Source organism: Neoroseomonas oryzicola, from assembly GCF_012163135.1.
GTDB classification, from domain to species: Bacteria; Pseudomonadota; Alphaproteobacteria; order Acetobacterales; family Acetobacteraceae; genus Neoroseomonas; species Neoroseomonas oryzicola.
Map to the genome: position 1 here is coordinate 138,510 of NZ_JAAVUP010000007.1, position 19,647 is coordinate 158,156.

The following is a 19,647-nucleotide window of genomic DNA, read 5'->3' on the forward strand; positions in this document are numbered from 1 at the left end:
GGGTGCAGGGGGCCTTTCGGCCCCTGCCGGGAGAGCGCGAGAGGGCGGCGCCCTCTCGCCCCCACCGCGCCAAGCCGGTAAAGACCCCGCCATGCGTTACATCTCCACCCGCGGCCAGGCCGCCCCGCGCGACTTCGAAGCCGTCCTCCTGGCGGGCCTCGCCGAGGATGGCGGGCTCTTCGTGCCGGAGACCTGGCCGACGCTGACGCCGGCCGAATGGCGCGCCCTCCGCGGCCTGCCCTATGCGGACCTCGCCGCGCGCATCCTCTCCCTGTTCGGCGCCGGCGGCCTGCCGCTCGAGGCGATGTGCCGCGACGCCTATGCCGGCTTCGGCCACGCCGCCGTGGTGCCGCTGGTGCAGCTCGACCACCGGACCTTCGCGCTCGAGCTCTTTCACGGGCCGACGCTCGCCTTCAAGGACATGGCGCTGCAGCTGCTCGGGCGCATGTTCGACCATGTGCTGGAAAAGCGCGGGGAACGCGTGACCATCGTCGGCGCGACCTCCGGCGACACCGGCTCGGCCGCCATCGAGGCCTGCCGCGACCGCAGCGCCGTCGACATCGTCATCCTGCACCCCGAGAACCGCACCTCCGAGGTGCAGCGCCGGCAGATGACCACGGTGCTGGCGCCGAACGTGAAGAACATCGCGGTCCAGGGCGACTTCGACGCCTGCCAGGACCTGGTGAAGGCGATGTTCAACGACGCGCCCTTCCGCGCCGAGATGAAACTCTCGGCCGTGAACTCCATCAACTGGGCGCGCATCGCCGCGCAGATCCCTTACTACGTCGCGGCAGCCCTCGCGCTCGGCGCGCCGGACCGGGAGGTCGCGGTCAGCGTGCCCACCGGCAATTTCGGCAACGTGCTGGCGGCCTGGGCGGCCCGGCGGATGGGCCTGCCGATCAGCCACTTCGTCATCGGCTCCAACCGCAACGACATCCTGGCGCGCTTCCTGGCGTCGAACGACATGAGCGCGAAGCCGGTCGAGCCCTCGCTCTCGCCGTCGATGGACATCCAGGTCTCGTCCAACTTCGAGCGGCTGCTGTTCGAACTGCTCGGCCGCGACGCCGCGGCGACCGCGGAGGCGATGACCCGCTTCCGCGCCGAGGGCCGCATGCCGGTGCCCGACGGCGCCTGGAAGCAGGCGACCGCGCTGTTCCGCGGCTTCACGCTGGACGATGCCGGGACGCTTGCCGAGATCCGCCACCTCTGGACGTCCTCGGGCTACCTGGCCGACCCGCACACCGCGGTCGGCACGGCGGCGGCGCGGGCGCTGGCCCCGGCCGACCCGGCCGTGCCGGTCATCGTCGCGGCCACCGCCCATCCCGCGAAGTTCCCCGATGCGGTCGAGCGCGCCACCGGCTTCCGCCCCCCGCTGCCTGCGCGCCTTGCGGATCTCTACGAGCGCGAGGAACGCTTCGGCGTGCTGCCGGACGACCTAGGCGCCATCGAGGCCGCGGTCCGCGCCCATGCCCGCCGCAACGCGGCCTGATGCGGCCGTGCCGGCTGATGTCGTCATCCGCCCGATGAAGGGGCCGGCACCTGGGCGGGCCGGCCAGCGCGACCCCCTGCGAAACCCGGCCCGACGGGCTACATAGGGGGACTGCACCAGTCCCCCCACGAGGAGCATCGCCTTGACCGCCAGCGACGCGATCCGCGTCACCCGCCTGCCCAACGGCCTGACCGTCGTCTCCGAGACCATGCCGCGCGTCGAGACCGTCTCGGTCGGCGCCTATGTCGCCGCCGGCACGCGGCACGAGACCGCCGACGTGAACGGCGTCTCCCACTTCCTCGAGCACATGGCCTTCAAGGGCACCGCGCGTCGCGACGCCGCGGCGATCTCGCGCGAGATCGAGAATGTCGGCGGGCACCTCAACGCCTATACCGCGCGCGAGCAGACCGCCTTCTACGCCAAGGTGCTGAAGGAGGACACGGGCCTCGCCGTCGACATCATCGGCGACATCCTGACGCACTCCACCTTCGTGCCCGAGGAGATCGAGCGCGAGCGCGGCGTGATCCTGCAGGAGATCGGCCAGGCGAACGACACGCCGGACGACATCGTCTTCGACCACTTCCAGGAAACCGCCTATCCGTCGCAGCCCATGGGCCGTCCCGTCCTCGGCACCGAGGACACGATCAAGACGATGAGCCGCGAGGCGCTGACCGGCTACATGCGCACGCATTACGGCCCCGGGGCGATGGTCGTCGCCGCGGCGGGCGCGCTGGAGCATGACGCGCTGCTCGACCTGGTGCGCACGCATTTCGCCGACCTGCCGCAGACCGCCTCCGCGACCCCGGAGGCCGCGCTCTATGCGGGCGGCGAGTTCCGCGAGACGCGCGACCTCGACCAGGTGCACATCGTGCTCGGCTTCCCTTCGGTGAAGCATGGCGATCCGCTGCACTACCCGACGCAGCTGCTCTCGACGCTGCTCGGGGGCGGGATGTCCTCGCGCCTGTTCCAGGAGATCCGCGAGAAGCGCGGCCTGGTCTATTCGATCTACTCCTTCGCCTCACCCTTCCGGGACCACGGCCTGTTCCAGATCTACGCCGGCACCGGCGAGAAGGAGGCCGGGGAACTGATGCCCGTGACGATCGAGGCGTTGCGCGCCGTGCAGCGCGACGTCACCGAGGAGGAACTGGCGCGTGCCAAGGCGCAGCTGCGCGCCTCGCTGCTCATGTCGCTCGAGAGCACCGGCAGCCGCTGCGAGCAGCTCGCGCGCCAGCTCCAGGTCTTCGGTCGCGTCATCCCGGTCGAGGAGACCAAGGCGAAGATCGCCGCCGTCACCGTCGAGCAGGTGCAGGAAGCCGCGGCGCGCATGTTCCGTGCGCGCCCCACGCTCGCGGCCATGGGTCCGGCGGAGCATGTGCCGGGCGTGGACGCGATCATGGAGCGGCTCGCCGCCTGAGGCCTGCCTCCCTCAACTTTCCTCGTCCGTTGGGGGACGGCGCCAAGAGTCAGAAAAGGTTGAGGGGGTGCGGGGGAGAAGTTCCCTTCTCCCCCGCCAAGGAGCCGAGATGGATCGCCTCTCCACCCTGTCCGACCTGATCGCCGCCGCGAAGCGCGCTGGCGCCGACGCGGCGGATGCCGTCCTCGTCGCCTCGACCGCGCTCTCGGTGAAGCGTCGTCTCGGCGCCATCGAGCAGCTGGAACGCGCCGAGGGCTTCGACATCGGCCTGCGCGTCTTCGTCGGCAAGCGCCAGGCGATCGTCTCCTCCAACGATCCGGACCCGCGCAGCTTCGCCGCGCTCGCGGAGCGCACCGTCGCCATGGCGCGCGTGGTGCCCGAGGATCCCTTCGCCGGCCTGGCGGACCTCGTAACCATCCCGCCGGTGGACCTCGACCTCGAGGACCCCGTCGAGCCCAGCGCGGAATCGCTGCTGGAGCGCGCGGCGGCGGCCGAGGAGGCCGCGCTGGCCGTGAAAGGCGTGACCAACAGCGAGGGCGCGGATGCGAGCTGGGGGCGCTTCGAGATTGCCCTCGTTGCCTCGACGGGCCTCGCCGGCGGCTATGTCCGCAGTTCGCACACCATCTCGGCGACCGCGCTCGCGGGCAGCGGGACCGGGATGGAGCGCGACTACGATTGGGGCAGCACGGTCTACCTCTCGGACCTCGAGGATCCGGCCGCGATCGGCCGCCGTGCGGGGGAACAGGCGGTGCGCCGGCTGAACCCGACCCGGCCGAAGACCGCGCGCCTGCCGGTGGTCTACGACCCGCGCGTGTCGGGCAGCCTGCTCGGCCACCTGTCGGGGGCGATCAACGGCGCCTCGGTGGCGCGCGGGACGTCCTTCCTGAAGGACCGCATGGGCCAGCAGGTGCTCGCTGCCGGGCTGACCGTGCGGGACGATCCGTTCCGCCGGCGCGGCCTGCGCTCCCGCCCCTTCGACGGGGAAGGGATGCCGGGTGAGGCCCGCGACATCGTCGCCGACGGCGTGCTGACGACCTGGTTCATGGACTGGCGCAGCGCGCGGCAGCTCGGCCTCGCCTCGACGGGCCACGCGGTGCGTGGGACGGCGGGGCCGCCCGGCGCGGCGCCGTCGAACCTCTGGCTGCTGCCCGGCAAGGCGACCCCGGCCGAACTCATGGCCGATATCCGCGAGGGCCTTTACGTCACCGAGATGATGGGATCGAGCATCAACGGCCTGACCGGCGACTACAGCCGCGGCGCCGCGGGCTTCATGATCCGCGACGGGCAGCTGGCCGAACCGGTCAGCGAGGTCACGGTCGCGGGCAACCTCAAGGACATGTTCCTCAATATGACCCCCGCGGACGACCTGCGGTTCCGCACCGGGATGGACTGCCCGACCCTGCGGATCGAGGGCCTGACCATGGCGGGGTCGTGAGCGTTACCTTGCGTTGCAACACGATGGCAGGGTAGGGCTGTGAGCATGGAAGGCCCCGCGCCCGAGACCGACCGGCCGATGCCGGAAATCCCCGTGGCGGACCTCGTCGCCGCGGTCCGGGCGCTTCGGCGCGCCTCCGTGCTGGTGGTGGGCGACGCGATGCTCGACCGCTACGTCTACGGAACGGTCAAGCGCATCAGCCCCGAGGCGCCGGTCCCGGTCCTGGCGGTGGAGCGCGAGGTCGCGATGCCGGGCGGCGCGGGGAACGTGGTGCGGAACCTCACCGCGCTCGGCGCCGCGGTCGCCTTCGTCTCGGTCGTGGGCGACGACCAGGCGGGCAGCGACCTCACGGGCCTGATCGGCGGCCAGCCGGGCGTCGAGCCCTGGCTGCTGGTCCAGGGCGGCCGCCACACCACGACGAAGACCCGCTTCATCGCCAATGGCCAGCACATGCTGCGCGCGGACCAGGAGGTGGTGCAGGGCATCCACCCGCGCCTCGCGGACCGCATGGTCAAGATCGCCGGCGATGCCGTCGCTGCGACGACCGTCCTGGTGCTGTCGGACTACGGCAAGGGCGTGCTGGACGGGACGACGGCCAAGCGCCTGATCGATGCCGCCCACGCCGCCGGCCGGCCCGTCGTCGTGGACCCCAAGGGTCGCGACTATTCGCGCTACGCCGGGGCCGACCTGGTCACGCCGAACCGCGCCGAACTCGCCGAGGCCACCGGGATGCCGGTGGACACCGAGGAGGCGATCCTCGACGCGATGCGCACGCTGCAGCAGGCCCACGGCTTCCGCGCCGTGCTGGTCACGCGCAGCGAGGACGGGATGACGCTGCTCGAGGACGGGCGCATCCACCACTTCCCCGCCGAGGCCGAGGAGGTGCACGACGTCTCCGGCGCCGGGGACACGGTGGTCTCGACCCTGTCGGCGGGCCTGGCGGCGGGGCTGAAGCTGCCGGTCGCGGCGCGGCTGGCGAACATCGCCGCCGGCATCGTGGTCGGCAAGGTCGGCACGGCCGTCGCGCGCGAGGAAGAACTGCTCGAGGCGCTGACGCCCGAGCGCGGCGCGTTGCGCAAGGTGATGAACCGTTCCGCGGCGCTGGAGCAGGTGGAACGCTGGCGCCGCCGCGGCTGGCGCATCGGCTTCACCAATGGCTGCTTCGACCTGCTGCATCCCGGCCATGTGCATCTTCTGGAACAGGCGCGGTCGTGGTGCGACCGGCTGGTCGTGGGGCTGAACACCGATGCCTCGGTGAAGCGGCTCAAGGGCCCGGCGCGGCCGATCCAGTCCGAGGCGGCGCGCGCGGCGGTGCTGGCATCGCTCGCGACGGTCGACTGTGTGACGCTGTTCGACGAGGACACGCCGATCGAACTGATCCGCGAACTGCGCCCGGACGTGCTGGTGAAGGGATCGGACTACACGGTGGAGCAGGTTGTCGGGGGCAACATCGTCCTCGACTACGGCGGGCAGGTGAAGCTCGCGGAACTGCTGCCGGGGAATTCGACGACGGCGACGGTCGCGCGGATGAAGGGGTGATTGGGGATCGAGAGGGCGCCGTCCCTCTCGGGCCCTGCCTGCCACGGGGGCCCATCGGCCGAAGCGCCTGTGGGAACGCGGAATTGGCCCCGGTCAGCCGCGGCGCCCGGATACCCCCCCCCCCGCATGCGCCAAGCTCTCTCGCGGGTTCCTGCCCGCCCTGCCTCGCGCCAAGTGATGGTTTCCAAAGGCCTTTCGGCCTTTGGCGGGGAGGTTTGGAGGGGCGGAGCCCCTCCTATTCCACCCTGAGCGCCGCGCGCATTTCCGCCGCCCCCGCCGGATCCGCGAGCGCCGCGAGCCTCCCCCCCGCCAGCATCGCGTACCGATGCAGCAGCGACCTCCGCCGCGCCGGCGCCAGGCGATGTTCCGGCGCGTCCCGCAGCAGCGCCGCCTCGCGGTCCTCGGCGACGATCAGCCCGATGTCGTCCGGCAGCAGGTCCTGCGGGAAGTCGAGGTCCACGGCGAAGTAGAGCCGGTCGCACCAGGCCCGGTAGTCCGGCCATTTGCCGTCGGACAGGTAGTCCCGCGCGCAGGACTTCACCTCGATGATCGTGAAGTCGCCGGTCGGCTGCAGGGCGAGGATGTCGGCGCGCCGGCCGTCGGGCAGGGGCACCTGCTCGACCGGCGCCCAGCCGCGCAGGGCGCAGAAGCGGGCGGCGGCGCGGGTGACGGCAAGGGTGCGGGCCGGGGCGTCCATGCCCCAAGTTCGCGCTTCGTTCGCGCTCGATCAAGCCCGGCGGTAGGTCAGCCCCACGACGCCGTTCGCGAAGGTCGTCGCCGCCTCCAGCCGCCAGCCCTGCGGCATGCCGCCGGGCGAGAACAGCCGCAGCCCCGCCCCCAGCACCAGCGGGATGACGAAGAGCTCGAGCGTGTCGACCAGGTCGAGCGCCAGGCAGGCCTGCGCCACCGCCGCGCCGCCGAGCAGCCATATGTCGCCCGTCGTCTCGGCACGCAGGCGCGCGACGACGGATCCGACCTCGCCCTGCATGGCCTCGACGCCGGCGGGCGGATCGGCGTCCAGCGGGCGGCGCGTCAGCACCACGACGCGCTTGCCGGCATAGGGCCAGTCCCCGAAGCCGCGGGCCTGGTCGTAGGTCGCGCGGCCCGTCAGCACGGTGCCGATGCCGGCGAGGAAGCCGGCCATGCCGTAGTCCTGCGCGTCGAAGGGATGCAGCCAGCCGACCTCGCCGCGGTCGTCCGCGAGGCAGCCATCGAGGGAGATTGCGGCGTAGAGCCTCAGGCGCGCGGTCATGCCGGACCGCGCCAGGTGCGGCGGACCGAACGTACGCGCTCGAGCAGCGAGGGTGCGCCGCCGAGCACCGCCAGCCGCACGCGCCGTGCCGCCGCGTGGATCGCGGCCTTGGCTGCCTTCACCGCGCGGCGCACGGCCTGCCAGGACGGCGAGGAATCGAGGAAGGCGTGTGCCCGGGCGAGCAGCGCGACCAGCCAGTTCCGCACCTTCGCGAAGATCGGGATGGTCATCAGCTTCGGTTCCGCGACGACATAGAGCCGCGCCGAGAAGGCCGTGCCGATCGTCTTGGCCGCGAGGAGCACGAGGAGCCCGCCGAGCGGTTGCCCGTTGGTGATCAGCCACAGGGCGGCGATCTTTACCGGGAACAGCAGCGCGATCGGGATGGCGAAGATCAGCAGCACCAGCCGCGCGTCGAGTCGCAGGATCAGCCGCTCGAGCAGCGCGAAGACCGGAATGCGCGCGATCAGTCCGCCGAGGGCCTTGGACCAGGACCACAGCGTCTCCTCCAGCACCACCCAGAGGAAGGCGAGCAGCAGCAGGGGCGGGCGCAGCAGGGCCTTCAGCGAACGCATCGCGGCATCCTAGCGCATCGCTCCGTCGATCTCCTCGGGCAACGCGCAGATCCCGGCCTGGCGCAGACGGGCGGAGAAACCGGGATCGGCGGTGACCACCGCGAAGGGGATGGCAAGCAGCAGCGAGGCCAGCACGGGTAGGGCCAGCAGCAGCGCGAGCGGCGAGGCCGCGGCGAAGAGCCAGGCCAGAACCAGGCCCGCCACCGTCGGCGGCCAGAACTGGCGCGCGGCGTCGGCCCAGGTCACGCCGCGATCGGCCCGGTTCTGCGCCGTCCAGCCGACCTTGAGACCGAAGGGCAGGGCGAGCAGGAACAGCGTCTGCGCCATCAGCCGCGCCGGTTCCATCAGCGTCGTGAAGGCAATCTCGGCCGCCGCGCCGCGGGCGAAGGCGGCACCCCCGCCGTAGCGTTCGGCCAGCGCCGGCTTCAGCAGCACCTCGGCATAGCCAGCCAGCTTGGGGGCGTAGTGGCAGGCCCAGGTCGCGGCCAGCAGCGCGACCAGCGCCCAGGTCGGGGTCGTGGCCCCGCCGCCGGTCAGGGCGTTGCCGGCGGCCAGCACCAGGATGGCGCACCACAGCGGCGCGCCGAGGAACAGCAGGATCGCCTGCACCAACTGCCACCGCGCCATCGGCGTCATGCCCGGCAGGCGCAGCAGCGCGAGGTACTGCATGTTGCCCCCCGCCCAGCGCAGGTCGCGGGTGACGAAGTCGCCGAAGGTGGGCGGGTTGCCTTCGGCGCTGCCGGTGTCGTCGGGCAGCACGCGGACCTTCCAGCCGGCGGCGTGCAGGCGCGTCGCCTCGACCTGGTCGTGGGAAAGGATGCGCGACCCGTCGGGCAGGGGTTCGAGCCGGCAGAGCTCGCGGAAAGGCGCGATGCGGATCAGCGCGTTGTGGCCCCAATAGGGGCCCTCGTCGCCCTGCCACCAGGCCTGCCCCGTGGCCCAGCTCCGCATGCCCTGGCGCATGCCGAACTGGAACAGGCGCGGGAAGGCGGCGGTGGCGGGCCGGCCATGGATGAGCTGCTGGACGATGGCGAGCCGGTCGTCGGCCTCCATGCAGGCGACGAGGCGCAGCACGGCGGCCGGCGTCATCTCCGAATCGGCGTCGAGGCAGAGGAAATAGTCGAGGCCGGCCGCGTGATGATCGAGGAAATCCATCACGTTGCCGGCCTTGAAGCCCTCGTTCACGGACCGGCGGCGGTAATGGACATTGGGGCGATCGGCGGCGAAGGCGCGGACGGCGGCTTCCTCGGCGTCCGCCACGGGGCCGCCGGGCGTGTCCGACAGCACCCAGAGCGCGAAGAGGTCCGGCGGCAGCCCATCGATCAGCCGGCCGAGCGGGGGCAGGACGGCGCCCATGTCCTCGTTGCGGACGCAGATGGCGATGGCGGTGCGGCCGGCCGGCGGGCCGGGGCGGGCCGCGCGCAGCGCCGGCAGCACGAACGCCGGCGGATCCTTCGTGGCGAGCAGGATGACCAGCCCGACCAGCGCATTGGCCGCCGACAGCGCGCTCCAGGGGACGGTGCCGAGGTAGCAGAGGAGGATCAGGACTTCCCACGCCGTCCAGCCGCCCGGCGCCAGCACGGCGGCGGCGAGCGCGACGAGCCCCGCCGTGATGGCGAGCGCGAGGGCGAGGAAGAGGCTCCGTCGGAGCAGCGGCGACTCGGTGGGCAGGCGCGGCCTCCTGCGCCGCGGCGGGGCCGGGCGGGCGAACCCGGGGCGCGCGGGGCGCCCCGGGGCGGGATCACTCGCCGATGGCGCCCGAGATCCAGGCCTTGAGCTGGCCCTTCGGCATGGCGCCGACCTTGGTGTCGAGCGGCTTGCCGTCCTTGAACAGGATCATGGTGGGGATGCCGCGCACCGCATACTCGGTCGGCGTCATCGGGTTGTCGTCGATGTTCACCTTCGCGACGGTCAGCTTGCCGGCGTATTCGGCGGCGAGTTCATCGAGGATCGGCGCGACCATGCGGCACGGGCCGCACCACTCGGCCCAGAAATCCACGAGCACCGGTCCCGGCGCCTCCAGCACGTCCTGCTTGAAGGTGTCGTCCGAGACGGGCTTGGTGAGGTCACCCATCGGGGGGATGTCTCCATGTGGGGGCGGGGGCGGAAGGCCCCCGCGGTTGTAACAGAGATCGTGCGCCGCACGCGCCGGGTCAAGCGTGCGGCGCAGCACCCGCCTCGGGCGCCGGGGCCGGCTCGGGCGGCTTCCAGCCCAGCAGCCGCGACTTCAGCTTTTCGCGAACCGTCTGGAACACGACGTAGAGCATCGGGATCATGAAGATCCCGATCGAGGAAGCGGCCAGCATGCCCCAGAAGACCGGCGTGCCGACCGCGCGGCGGCTGATCTCGGATGCGCCCTCGGCCACCACCAGCGGATAGAGGCCGAGGATGAAGGCGAAGGAGGTCATCATCACCGCGCGGAAGCGCAGCTTGGCGCCGAGGGCTGCCGCCTCCCGGATCGACTTGCCCGCATGCTCGCGCTGTTCCTTCGCGAATTCGATGATCAGGATGCCGTTCTTCGCGGCGAGCGCGATGAGCACCACGATGCCGACCTGGGCATAGAGGTCGAGTGCCAGGCCGGCCGGCCCGATCGAGATCATCGCCCCCAGCACGCCGACCGAGACCGAGAGCAGCACCGGCACGGGGATGGTCCAGGATTCATACAGCCCGACGAGGAAGAGGAAGGCGAAGAGCACCGCGAGCGCGAGGATCGTCCCCGTCTGGCCGGCGGCCGCCTTCTCCTGGAAGGCCGTGCCCGTCCATTCGTAGGAATAGCCGGTGGGCAGCGTGGCGTTGGCGACCCGTTCCATCGCCGCGAGGCCGTCGCCCGAGGAGCGCCCCGGCGCCGGCTCGCCGTTGATCGTCAGGCTGCGGACATTGTTGTAGCGGATGATGGATTGCGGGCCGAACTCGATGCGCGCATCGGCCAGGGCGCGGAGCGGGATCATCTCCCCGTCCCGGTTGCGGACATGGACGCGATAGATGTCCGGGATGCCCGCGCGGTCGGCCTGCTCGGCCTGCAGGCTGACCTTCCAGGTGCGGCCGAACAGGTTGAAGTCGTTCACATAGGCCCCGCCCATCGCCGAGGAGAGGGCGGAGAAGATGTCGTTGAGCGACACGCCGAGCACCTGCGCCCGGTCGCGATCGATGTCGAGGAAGACCGACGGCGTCGAGGCCGCGAAGGTCGAGAAGACGCGGGTGAGGTTCGGATCCTCGTTCGCCGCGAGCACCATGGCGCGCATCACTGCCGCCATCTCGGACACCGGCCGGCCCTCGAGGTTCTGCAGTTGGAACTCGAAGCCGCCGGCGGTGCCGAGGCCCACGATGGGCGGCAGGTTGAAGGGAATGACGCGGCCCGGCACCTCGGCCGTGCGCGCGAGCGTGGCGGCAATCAGCGCGTTGACGTCCGTGCCCGGCGCCGTCCGCTCCGAGAAGGGCTTCAGCGTGACGATGAGGATGGCCGAGTTCGACTGGGCGAGCCCGTTCAGCATCGAGTAGCCGCTGACCGTCATGACGTCCTGCACGCCGGGCAGGTCGCGGATCGCTGCCTCGACCTGGCCGGCGATGAAGCGGGTGCGGTTCAGGGAGGCGCCGTCCGGCAAGGCCACTTCCGCAAAGAAGGCGCCCTGGTCCTCCTGCGGCAGGAAGCCGGTCGGCGTGCGGGATCCGACGCCGACGATGCCCGCCGCGAAGACCGCCAGCAGCACGATGGACAGCGCGGCCACGCGGACCAGCCGCGCCACCATCGCACCGTAGCCGTCGCGCACCCAGTCGATGCCGCGCGAGATCCGCCCCATGATCCCCTTCTTGGGGCCGTGATGCGCCGACAGCAGCACCGAGCAGAGCGCCGGCGAGAGCGTCAGCGCGTTGATCGCCGAGAAGAACATGCCGACCGAGACGACGACGGCGAACTGGCGGAACAGCTCGCCCGAGATGCCCGGGATGAAGGCCAGCGGCACGAAGACCGACAGCAGCACCAGCGTGATGGCGATGATCGGCGCGGTGATGGTCTCCATCGCCGCCTTGGTCGCATCGGCGACCGAGAGGGAATGGTCCTCCTCCATCTTCGCCTCGACCGCCTCGACCACCACGATGGCGTCGTCCACCACGATGCCGATGGCGAGCACCATGGCCAGCAGCGAGACGGTGTTGGCCGAGTAGCCCATCGCGTTCATCACCATGAAGGTCGCGATCAGGCTGACCGGCACGGCGATGAGGGGAATGAGCGTCGCGCGCACCGAGCCGAGGAAGATGAACACCACCAGCACGACGAGGACGAAGGCCTCGATCAACGTGTGGATCACCACCTCGATGGTCAGCTTCACGAAGCCGGTGGTGTCGTAGGTGACGGCGTACTCGACGCCCTGCGGGAAGCGGGCGGCGAGGCCGCGCATGGTCTGTGCCACCGCCTCCGCCGTGCCGACCGCGTTGGCCCCGGGGGCGAGGTAGATCTGGATGCCGATCGCGTCCTGCCCGTTCAGGGTCATCGCCTGGTCCTGGTTCCAGGCGCCGAGCTCGATCCGGGCGACGTCGCGCACGCGCAGCACCGACCCGTCGGGGTTGGCGCGCACCAGGATGGCGCCGAACTCCTCCACGCTTTCCAGCCGGCCGGTGGTGCGGATGTTGAGCTGGTAGGAGGTGTCGTTCGACGACGGCTGCGCCCCGATCCGCCCGAGCGGCGCGACCTGGTTCTGTGCGCGGATGGCCGAGACGATGTCGTTCGGCGTGAGGTTGAGCGCGGTGAGGCGGTCCGTCTCGAACCAGATCCGCATGGCGTAGTCGCGCGCGCCGAACATCGCCGCGTCGCCGACGCCCGGGACGCGCTTGAGCACGTCCATGATGTTGATGGTCGCGTAGTTCGACAGGAACAGCGGGTCATGCTCCCCGCTGACCGAGCGCAGCGTGATCACCTGCAGCAGTGCCGAGGACTTCTTGCGGACCGTGAGGCCCTGGCGCTGCACTTCCTCGGGCAGCTGCGCCAGCGCGAGCTGCACCCGGTTGTTCACGTTGGTGGTGTTCTGGTCGGGGTCGGTCCCGACGCGGAAGGAGACGGTGAGGTTGTAGGAGCCGTCGTTGCCGCTGGTGGACCGCATGTAGATCATGTTGTCCACGCCGTTGACCTGGCTCTCGATCGGCTGGGCGATGGTCGCCTCGACCACCTCGGCCGAGGCGCCCGGGAAGAAGGCCGTGACCGAGACCTGCGGCGGCACGATGTCCGGGAACTGCGCGACCGGGATCTGCTTCAGCGCCACCAGGCCGGCGATGGTCATGACGATGGCGATGACGACCGCGAGCCGCGGCCGGTCGACGAAGACCTTGCTGATCATCGGTTCAGCCGCCGCGCGCCGGGGTCGCGGGCGCCGCGCCGAGCGGCGGCGCCTCCTGCGGGCGCGGCGTCACGGGCTGGCCGGGCCGGGCGCGCTGGGATCCCTCGGTGATGATCAGCTGGCCGACCTCGAGCCCCTCGGCCACCACGACCTGGCCGGCGGGGCCCGGCGTGGTGCGGATGCGCTTCACCTCGACCTTGTTGTCCGCGCCGACCACGAGGACGAAGGGCCCCTGCTGGTCGATCTGCAGCGCGGATTGCGGGATGACGATCGCCTGGCGCTGCTCGGACGCCTCGACCACCACGGCGACGGCCTGGCCGTCGGTCAGCAGCCGCTGGGCGTTCGGCACCACCGCCTGCACCAGCACCGAATCGGTCGAGCGGTTGGCGGTGACGTCGACGAAGTCGATCCGGCCCGCCGCGTCCATCAGCGTGCCGTCGGGCAGGCGCACGCGCACCTGCACGCCCTCGGGCGTGGCGTTGCTGCCGCTCGCCCGGCGCACCCGCAGCAACTCGCGCTGCGTGACGGGGAAGTTCACCCGGATCGGGTCCTCCCGCACGATGGTGACGAGGACGCCGGTATCCGGCCCCACCACATTGCCCGGGCTGAGGGGGGACCGCCCCGCCCGCCCGTCGAAGGCGGCGCGGATCTCGGTGTAGCCGTACTGGATGCGCGCCTGCTCGAGCTGCGCGCGCGCCGCCTCGATCTCGGCCTTGGCCTGGGCCTCGGCGGCGATGCGTTCGTCGAGGGTCGATTGCGGGATGGCGTTGGTGCGCACCAGTTCCCGCCCGCGCTCGACCTGGGCGGTGGCGTAGTTCAGGTCGGCGACGCCGCGGTCGACCTGCGCCTGGCGCAGCGCGACCTCGGCGGCGAAGGGGGCCTGCTCGATCGTGAAGAGCAGGTCGTTCGCCTTGACCGCGTCGCCCTCGTTGAAGTGGCGGGCGTAGAGGAAGCCGGTGACGCGCGCGCGGACATCGACCTTGTCGATCGCCTCGACGCGGCCGATGAACTCGGCGCCCTGGGAGATCGACTGCATGGCGACGCGCTGCACGGCGACCGCCGGGGGCGGGCCGGCCTCGCGCGGCGGCGGGGCCGATTCCTTGCAGCCGGCGAGAGTCAGCACCGCCGCCAGCCCCGCGGTCGCCCAAGTCCCGGCACGCCAAGAAAGCTGCCACTTACGCGCCTCGACCATGCCGCCTGACCCTCGAACACAGGATGATGTCCGGGCGAGATTACGCGCCCTGCGCGCGCGCCACCATTGCCGTCGCATGGCGATTTCCCGACGCCGCCGCGGGAGGCCTGCCTTCGCCGCCGCGCTCCGCCGTGCTAGGGCCGCGCAGTGACCCGCTCCGCACGCATGACCCGATGGCGAAACGACTGATCCGCCACCCTGCGGTGCAGGGGCTGCTGGCGCGGCTCGTGGCGCTCTACCTGCGGCTGGTCTGGGCGACGACGCGCTGGACCCTGGTGGGGGAGGACCATGCCCGCCCCTTCGCCGACCAGCCGATGATCCTCGCCTTCTGGCACGAACGGCTGCCGCTGGCCGCGCTGGGGTGGCATCTGCTCGCGAAGCGCGTGCCGCAGGCGGGCGGGCGGCGGGCGCAGGTGCTGATCTCCCGCCACCGGGACGGGCGGCTGATCGCGGCCGCGGTGCGGCCCTTCGGGATCGACGTCGTGCACGCCTCCTCCTCGAAAGGCGGGGCGGCGGGGCTGCGCGGCCTGGCGCGGATCCTGTCCAATGGCGGCGTCGCGGTGATCACGCCGGACGGGCCGCGCGGGCCGGCTCGGATCGCCGCGCCCGGCGTCGCGCAACTCGCCGCCCTCGCCGGCGTGCCGGTGCTGCCCTGCGCGGTGGCCTCGACGCGCATGCGGCTCGCGCGGTCCTGGGACCGGATGCGCTTCCCGCTGCCTTTCGCGCGCGGCTTCGCGGTGATGGGCGCGCCCATCGCCGTGCCGCGGGACGGGGCGGAAGCCGCGCTGCCGGCCATCGCCGCCGCGCTGACCGCCGCCTGCGACCAGGCGGATGCGCTCGCGGCATGAGGCGCCGGTGACCGTCGGGGGCTGCGTCTGGCACTGGGGCACGACGGCGCTCGCGCCGGTGCTGCCGCTGCATCTTCGCCGCCGCGTCGCGCGCGGCAAGGAGATCGCGGATCGCCTGCCCGAACGCTACGGCCTGCATGCCGAGCGACCGGCCGGGCGGCTGCTGTGGCTTCATGCGGCGAGCGTCGGCGAGACCCTGTCCGTCCTGCCGCTGATCGAGGCGCTGGCCGCCGCCGATCCGGCGCTGACCATCCTGCTGACGACCGGCACGGTCACTTCGGCGACGCTGCTGGCGCGGCGCCTGCCGGCGGGGCTCGCGCCGCGGGTGCTGCACAGGTTCGTGCCGCTCGACGTGCCGCGCTGGGTGGCGCGGTTCCTCGATGGCTGGCGGCCGGATGCCGCGGTGCTGGTCGAATCCGAGCTCTGGCCGAACATGATCGCCGCCGCGGCGGCGCGCGGCATTCCCCTCGCGCTGATCAACGGGCGGATGTCGGAACGCTCGGCGCGCTGGTGGGGGCGGGCGCCGGGACTGGCGCGCAGCCTGTTGTCGAAGTTCCGCGTCGTGCTCGGCCAGACCGAGGCCGATGCCGGGCGCTTCCGCGCGCTTGGCGCGGCTGGCGCAACCTGCTGGGGCAACCTGAAATACGCCGCCCCGCCGCTGCCGGTGGAGGATGCGGAGCGCCGGCGCCTCGCCGCCCTGATCGGGGACCGGCCGGTCTTCCTCGCCGCCAGCACGCATCCGGGGGAGGAGGCGATCGTCCTCGCCGCCCATCGCCGCATCGCCGCGGCCCATGCGGGACTGCTGACGGTGATCGTCCCGCGCCACCCCGAACGGGGGGCGGAGGTCGCCGCCCTTGGCGCCGGCCTTGTCCTCGCGCGACGCGCGGCGGGGGAGGACCCGGCACCGGACACGGCGGTCTATGTCGCCGATACGCTGGGCGAGCTCGGCCTGTTCTATCGCCTGGCGCGGCTCGCCTTCGTCGGCGGGTCCCTGGTGCCGCATGGCGGGCAGAACCCGCTGGAGCCCGCGCGGCTGCACTGCCCCGTGCTGACCGGTCCGCACACCTGGAACTTCGCCGAGATCCTCGCGCGGCTCGAAGCCGTGGGCGGGGTCACCCGGATCGACCCCGGAACGGAGCCGGCCGCCGCGCTGGCCGAGGCGGTTTCCGCCATGCTAACGGAGTCGGACCGGGGGCGGGCTCAGGCCGAGGCCGCCGCCGGGATCGCGGCCGAGGAGGCCGGATTGCCCGGGCGGGTCGCGGCGGCGCTGCTGCCGCTGCTGTCTGCGGAGGGGAAGGCGGCGGCCGCGTCGGGCGGCTGATCGCGGGCGGTTCCGGAAGCCTCCGGACCGCGGGGGCTATTGTGAAGGTGGACGACACGGACTGATGCGCGCTCCCGAGTTCTGGAGCGGCGGTGGCGGGGGGCTCGTGCCTTTCCTGCTCTCGCCCGTCTCCGCCCTGTATGCCGCCACCACGGCGCGGCGCATGTCGCGCCATGGCTGGACGGCGCCGATCCCCGTGCTGTGCTGCGGCAACGCCACCGCCGGCGGGGCCGGCAAGACCACCGTCGCGCTCGATATCGGCCGGCGGCTCGGCAATCGCGGCATCAACGCGCATTTCCTGCTGCGCGGCTATGGCGGGCGGATCAAGGGCCCGGCCCGCGTGGACCCGGCGCAGCACGACAGCACGGCCGTGGGCGACGAAGCGCTGCTGCTCGCCGCCGAGCGCCCGACCTGGGTCGCGGCCGACCGCGCCGCCGGCGCGCAGGCGGCGATCGCCGGGGGCGCGCAGGCCATCGTCATGGATGACGGGCTGCAGAATCCGACGCTCGAGAAGGATCTCTCGCTGCTGGTGATCGACGGGTCCTACGGCTTCGGCAATGGCCGCGTGATCCCGGCGGGGCCGCTGCGCGAACCGGTCGCGTCCGCGGCCGCGCGCAGCCGTGCGGCGGTGCTGATCGGGGATGACGAGACCGGCGCGCTCGCGCAATTGCCCGAGGCGCTGCCGGTGCTGCGCGCGCGGCTGGTGCCGGGGCCGGAGGCGGAGCTGCTTTCCGGCCAGCCGGTCTTCGCCTTCTGCGGCATCGCCAATCCGCGGAAGTTCTTCGCCACGCTGCAGGAAGCCGGCGCCTTCATCGCCGGCCGGCAGGCCTATGCCGACCACTACCCCTATGACGAGGGCGACCTGCGCGACCTCTTCGCCGAGGCCGAGGCGCTGCGCGCCACGCCGGTGACGACGAAGAAGGACTGGGTCCGCCTGCCGCCCGCCTATCGCAACCGAGTCACGGTCGTGACGGTGCGGCTGGAATGGGAGGAGCCGGCGGCGATCGAGGGGCTGATCGACCCGCTCGCAGCCCGGGTGCCGATGCCGGCCTGACGTCGCGGCCCGGTTGCATGAGGCCGGGCCGGCCTTACCCTGCAAGTGCGCGATTCGGCACGCCCGCCTGGCGGAATGGTAGACGCAGCGGACTTAAAATCCGCAATCTGCAAGGATGTGCCGGTTCGAGTCCGGCGGCGGGCACCAGTCGCGCCCGCGCCCTGTCCCTAGAACCGGAAGTTCAGGCTGACGCCCGGTGCCGGCACGTAATAGGCCGGGGGCGGCGGCGCGTAATACACGGGCGGCGGCGGCGCGTAGTAGACCGGCGGCGGCCGGTAGTACCGGGGCGGCGGGGGCGGCGCGTAGTAGTAGCCCGGCGGCGGACCCCAGCCCGGATAGGCGTAGTAGCCGTCGCGCCAACGGCCACGGCCGCGCCCGCCTTCGCCGACGGGCACGATCTCGGCGGTCTCGGCCCGCGGCGCGGCGAGGAAGCTGCTGGCGCCGGCACGTGCCAGCGTCGCGCCCGTGCCGCCATCGGCGATCGCCGCCGGCACGGCTGTGGCCGGGGCCGCGGGCGCCGCTGCGGCCGGGCCGGCCGCGAAGGTCACATGCGCGACGCCGAGCAGCACCGCGCTGATCGCACCCTGTCGCATGGCGTCACTCCTTTGCTTCAGGCAGGACATGAACATCTGTTCATAACTCTTGCGGCCGCTTGTGGCCATGTGATGGCAGGAATCGAGGCAGCCCGCATGGCTGCCGACGGAGGTCCGGATTGCACAACGCCCCGCCCATCGACCTGGTTTCAGCGGTGCCGGGCGTTTCCTGGCCGGCGCTGCCGGATGCGGCGGGGTCGGCGCTGCTCGCCTTGCTGTTCCAGATCGAACGCAGCCAATGGTGGCCGGCGGCGCGAATCGAGGCCGCGCAGCGGCGCCAGCTCGCGACGCTGCTGGACCATGCGCGGCGGGCGGTGCCCTTCCACGCGGCTCGGCTGCCCGCCGCCATGCCGGACCCCGACGACGCCGCCGCCTTCGAGGCCGCCTGGCAGGCCATCCCGATCCTCACCCGCGCTGAGATCCAGGCCGCCGACGCCGAAGAATCGCTGATCGCGGGATCGCTCCCGCCTGGCCATGGCGAGTACCGGGAGATCTTCACCTCCGGTTCCACCGGCCGCCCGGTGCGCGCCATCCGCAGCCAGCTCTGGGAGCTGGTCTGGAGCGCCTTCACCCTGCGCGACCACCTGTGGCACCGGCGCGACTTCGCCGGGACGCTCGCCGTCATCCGCGACAGCACGCCCGGCGCCGCCCCCTGGCCCGAGGGCGCGACCACGCCCGGCTGGGGCGGCGCGGGCGGCGGGCTCTTCGCGACCGGGCCGCTGGTCGGGCTGAACGTCATGACGCCGCCGGCGCAGCAGCTCGACTGGCTGCTGCGGCGGGATCCGGACTACCTGCTGTCGCATCCCTCGATCCTGGCGCGCCTTGCCGAGGAATCGCGCCGCGCCGGAAGGCGCCCAACGCGCCTGCGTCAGGTCATGGCCATTGCCGAGACGCTGCGTCCCGAGACGCGCGCCGGGATCGAAGCCGCCTTCGGCGCGCCGGTCGCCGAGGTCTACAGCACGCGGGAGGCCGGCTACCTGGCCCTGCAATGCCCCGACCATCCGCACCTGCACATCCAGTCCGAGGCGGCGCGGGTCGAGGTGCTGGACGAGGCCGGTCGCCCCTGCGCGCCGGGCGCGATCGGTCGCGTGGTGGTCACGCCGCTGCACAACCTCGCCATGCCGCTGATCCGCTACGACATCGGCGATGCGGCCGAGGTCGGCCCGCCCTGTCGCTGCGGGCGTGGCCTGCCGGTGCTGAACCGCGTGATGGGCCGCCGGCAGAACATGCTGCGCCTGCCGGGCGGGGAGCGGCGCTGGCCGTTGCTGTCGTCGTCGGACCTTGCGGCGCTGGTCGCGGCCGTGCCGGGGCTGCGCCAATACCAGGTGGTGCAGACGGCGCTCGACAGGCTGCTGTTGCGGCTCGCGGTGGAAGGGCCGCTGTCCGCCGCCGGGGAGGCGGCCGCGATCGCCTGGGCGCGCGGCAAGTTCGGCGCGGAGTTCGCCGTGACGGTCGAGACCCGCCCGGAGGTCCCGCGCAGCGCGGCCGGCAAGTTCGAGGATTTCGTCTGCGAGGCGCCTTAGGCTCCAAACCCAATCAGTTCTCGCTGCGGCGCGGTGGGGTGTGATTCAAGCTGCTGGGTAGCGGAGCTTGGATCATGTCGGGTGAGTT

General features: G+C 72.3%; 16 protein-coding genes and 1 tRNA gene. 9 read left to right on the forward strand and 8 right to left on the reverse strand.

Annotated elements, in window-relative coordinates:
• Positions 1–91: 91 nt before the first annotated feature.
• From thrC to rfaE1, 4 genes are all read left to right on the forward strand, one after another.
• Entirely contained in the window at positions 92–1,489 is a 1,398-nt protein-coding gene (gene thrC, locus GWK15_RS19430) for a threonine synthase (protein ID WP_168043033.1), read from the forward strand.
• Positions 1,490–1,631: 142 nt separating this feature from the next.
• Positions 1,632–2,903, forward strand: a complete 1,272-nt coding sequence (locus GWK15_RS19435) for a M16 family metallopeptidase (protein ID WP_272870069.1) — start codon at positions 1,632–1,634, stop codon at positions 2,901–2,903.
• Between the two features lie 109 nt (positions 2,904–3,012).
• The gene (locus GWK15_RS19440; RefSeq protein ID WP_168043034.1) at positions 3,013–4,338 is read left to right on the forward strand and encodes a TldD/PmbA family protein; all 1,326 of its coding nucleotides are present in this window, start codon (positions 3,013–3,015) and stop codon (positions 4,336–4,338) included.
• A 78-nt stretch (positions 4,339–4,416) separates the two neighbouring features.
• Positions 4,417–5,877, forward strand: a complete 1,461-nt coding sequence (gene rfaE1 / locus GWK15_RS19445) for a D-glycero-beta-D-manno-heptose-7-phosphate kinase (protein WP_168043060.1) — start codon at positions 4,417–4,419, stop codon at positions 5,875–5,877.
• Between the two features lie 235 nt (positions 5,878–6,112).
• Here rfaE1 and GWK15_RS19450 read toward each other — a convergent pair whose 3' ends face one another.
• The 7 genes from GWK15_RS19450 to GWK15_RS19480 all read right to left on the reverse strand — a co-directional run bounded on the left by GWK15_RS19450 (position 6,113) and on the right by GWK15_RS19480 (position 14,220).
• Positions 6,113–6,574 carry an MmcB family DNA repair protein gene (locus tag GWK15_RS19450; protein ID WP_168043035.1) on the reverse strand — a complete coding sequence of 154 codons (462 nt, stop codon included), beginning with the start codon at positions 6,572–6,574 and terminating at the stop codon, positions 6,113–6,115.
• 30 nt (positions 6,575–6,604) lie between these two features.
• Positions 6,605–7,129 carry a dihydrofolate reductase family protein gene (locus GWK15_RS19455; RefSeq protein ID WP_168043036.1) on the reverse strand — a complete coding sequence of 175 codons (525 nt, stop codon included), beginning with the start codon at positions 7,127–7,129 and terminating at the stop codon, positions 6,605–6,607.
• The gene (locus tag GWK15_RS19460; protein WP_168043037.1) at positions 7,126–7,701 is read right to left on the reverse strand and encodes a hypothetical protein; all 576 of its coding nucleotides are present in this window, start codon (positions 7,699–7,701) and stop codon (positions 7,126–7,128) included. The genes GWK15_RS19455 and GWK15_RS19460 overlap by 4 nt, the downstream gene beginning before the upstream one ends.
• 9 nt (positions 7,702–7,710) lie before the next feature.
• Entirely contained in the window at positions 7,711–9,372 is a 1,662-nt protein-coding gene (mdoH, locus tag GWK15_RS19465) for a glucans biosynthesis glucosyltransferase MdoH (RefSeq protein ID WP_168043061.1), read from the reverse strand.
• A gap of 70 nt (positions 9,373–9,442) precedes the next feature.
• Entirely contained in the window at positions 9,443–9,775 is a 333-nt protein-coding gene (gene trxA, locus GWK15_RS19470) for a thioredoxin TrxA (RefSeq protein WP_168043038.1), read from the reverse strand.
• A 79-nt stretch (positions 9,776–9,854) separates the two neighbouring features.
• Complete coding sequence (locus tag GWK15_RS19475) at positions 9,855–13,028, reverse strand: efflux RND transporter permease subunit (protein WP_168043039.1); 3,174 nt, start codon at positions 13,026–13,028, stop codon at positions 9,855–9,857.
• A gap of 4 nt (positions 13,029–13,032) precedes the next feature.
• Positions 13,033–14,220 (reverse strand): efflux RND transporter periplasmic adaptor subunit, encoded by a 1,188-nt coding sequence (locus tag GWK15_RS19480; protein WP_168043040.1) that lies wholly within the window; start codon positions 14,218–14,220, stop codon positions 13,033–13,035.
• 173 nt (positions 14,221–14,393) lie between these two features.
• Here GWK15_RS19480 and GWK15_RS19485 point away from each other — a divergent pair, with 173 nt between their 5' ends.
• The 4 genes from GWK15_RS19485 to GWK15_RS19500 all read left to right on the forward strand — a co-directional run bounded on the left by GWK15_RS19485 (position 14,394) and on the right by GWK15_RS19500 (position 17,590).
• A complete protein-coding gene (locus tag GWK15_RS19485; RefSeq protein WP_168043041.1) occupies positions 14,394–15,068 on the forward strand; it encodes a lysophospholipid acyltransferase family protein in 675 nt (224 codons plus the stop codon).
• Positions 15,069–15,075: 7 nt separating this feature from the next.
• Positions 15,076–16,389, forward strand: coding sequence for a 3-deoxy-D-manno-octulosonic acid transferase (locus tag GWK15_RS19490; protein ID WP_338147294.1), 1,314 nt, complete (start codon positions 15,076–15,078; stop codon positions 16,387–16,389).
• Positions 16,390–16,453: 64 nt separating this feature from the next.
• Entirely contained in the window at positions 16,454–17,443 is a 990-nt protein-coding gene (lpxK, locus tag GWK15_RS19495; protein ID WP_168043043.1) for a tetraacyldisaccharide 4'-kinase, read from the forward strand.
• Positions 17,444–17,504: 61 nt separating this feature from the next.
• Positions 17,505–17,590: transfer RNA gene (locus GWK15_RS19500), tRNA-Leu, on the forward strand.
• Positions 17,591–17,610: 20 nt separating this feature from the next.
• Here the strand turns inward: GWK15_RS19500 and GWK15_RS19505 are convergent.
• Positions 17,611–18,036: a hypothetical protein gene (locus GWK15_RS19505; RefSeq protein WP_168042922.1), complete on the reverse strand. Its 426-nt coding sequence runs from the start codon at positions 18,034–18,036 to the stop codon at positions 17,611–17,613.
• 119 nt (positions 18,037–18,155) lie between these two features.
• On the opposite strand from GWK15_RS19505, the gene GWK15_RS19510 reads away from it, so the two are divergent.
• Positions 18,156–19,559 (forward strand): phenylacetate--CoA ligase family protein, encoded by a 1,404-nt coding sequence (locus GWK15_RS19510; RefSeq protein WP_168043044.1) that lies wholly within the window; start codon positions 18,156–18,158, stop codon positions 19,557–19,559.
• The last annotated feature ends 88 nt before the right edge of the window (positions 19,560–19,647 follow it).